The organism is Vibrio genomosp. F10 str. 9ZD137 (assembly GCF_049974785.1).
In the GTDB taxonomy this organism is placed as follows: Bacteria; Pseudomonadota; Gammaproteobacteria; order Enterobacterales; family Vibrionaceae; genus Vibrio.
The window spans coordinates 1-1,751 of record NZ_JBNGCJ010000677.1 but is presented as its reverse complement, the minus strand read 5'-3'; the positions used below and the strand labels follow the sequence as shown (position 1 = coordinate 1,751).

The following is a 1,751-nucleotide window of genomic DNA, read 5'->3' as shown; positions in this document are numbered from 1 at the left end:
CTTCTAAAAACATGTAGCGGCTGTCTTCTCGTCTTGAACGATCACCGGCTCTGAAACTCCGCTGTAAATAGTCAAAACCTTCAGTAATATCATTCGGTGGGTAAACACCATCATTCATACCCAGTAAACACACCACATTAAACGGTATTGAACGCATAGGCATGAGGGTACAAAAGTTGACTTGCCCTGCTAAGAAACGCTGACTGATTCGAGTACCTGAGAGCTTATTGTTCAGATATAAGCTAACGACACTCGGGGCTAACTCTTGATGATACCCCGCGTCGAACAACTGCTCTTTTAACGTAAAGAGCGTATCTCGAATGGCAACCAGAGCCACTTCACCTTCTAATTCAACCGTAAAGAAATCATCCAATAACTGGTTGAGTGTTTCTCGCCAACGTTCAACGGATTGAGTCTGCGCTAGCCTCTTACGGTAATCGCCAATCAGCTCAATGAAGTGTGCCAGTTTTCCTGCTAATTCAGCCTGTATGCCTTGCACTTCATTATAAGGAGCCAGTAACTCACCGTTTTGGTTGTCACCCATTTGGAACAGCCCTGAATCCTCCGTCATGGCGTAGCCAAGCATCATCCTTTGAATGCCAAACTGCCAAGTATTTTGAGTCGCCTCAGGCAATTCAAACTCTTTTGCTGTGAATGCATCAAGCCCCCAGCGGATGCCCGACTCTTCAATCCAGCGTTTTGCCTGTGTGAACTCTTCATCACTTAAGCCAAACTTAGCCATCATGGCTGGGGTTTCAAGTAACTCAAGAAGTTCAGACGCCAAGCATCGTGTATTCGGTAAATCCACCAACTGCATAAAAGCCGCTAAAATGGGGCTTTCCTGGGTAGCCGTTCGGTCAGAAATAGAAAAAGGAATGTAGCGTTCTCCGGGCGCGTTACCGAACACAGCTTGAATAGCAGGACTATAGGCGTTGATATCAGGCACCATAACAATGATATCGCGCGGCTTTAAACCAGAATGGTGGTCAAACATACCAAGCAATTGATCATGCAAGACTTCAACTTCACGCATAGCGCTGTGACAAGCATGTAAAGACACGGAGCCATCATCCAACGTGACGACTTGTTTATGGGTACTGGAATCGAGGCGTTCATCGTTTTGATGCTCTTCAAGGTTTAAAATATCGGCCTGAAGCTGATGAAGCAACGAATCTCTAGGGATATCAACAAACGCTTCGATTTCATGTGACTCTAGCTGAGAGAGCAAAAACAGATTGTCTCGCCCTAGCTTACCCAAAGAAGCCAACAAATTATTACCAGCAACATCGGTATGGAGTTCATCGACAACGTTATCTGCAAGTGACCCTTTTAACTGTTCCGTTTGCCCACCAATCTCGGAGTGATCATTTTGCCACTCGAGATGTTGGCGATGCTTTGCGGCCAATTTCGACAGATATTTTTTGTCTCGCACCTCTCCCCAGTAGTACCGACAAGGGTTGGTAAACATGAGGTGGACATCAATATGCTCACCAATCGCTTTTAATGCATCCATATAACGTGGAGGCAACGAGGAAATACCAAAAACAAACAGGCGTTTAGGTAGGTGACTTAATGAACCTTGGTAGTGCGCTAAAGTTTCAATAAATTCCGCGTAAAGATTGGCTCGATGATACGGCGACTGTTCAAGTTCGATCGTATAGTCATAAAGTGCTTGCCATAAGATTGGCTGCCAAGGGTGATCCCCTTCCAGTTCAGCGACCGTTTGCCCGGCTTCCCAAGCGGCTATCCAC

At 45.9% G+C, this 1,751-nt stretch carries 1 protein-coding gene; it reads right to left on the bottom strand.

All coding sequences use genetic code 11. The annotated features are described in order from the left end of the window. On the bottom strand, window positions 1–1,751 hold a 1,751-nt coding region (gene recC / locus ACP45E_RS16270), incomplete at both ends, for an exodeoxyribonuclease V subunit gamma (protein ID WP_069585271.1).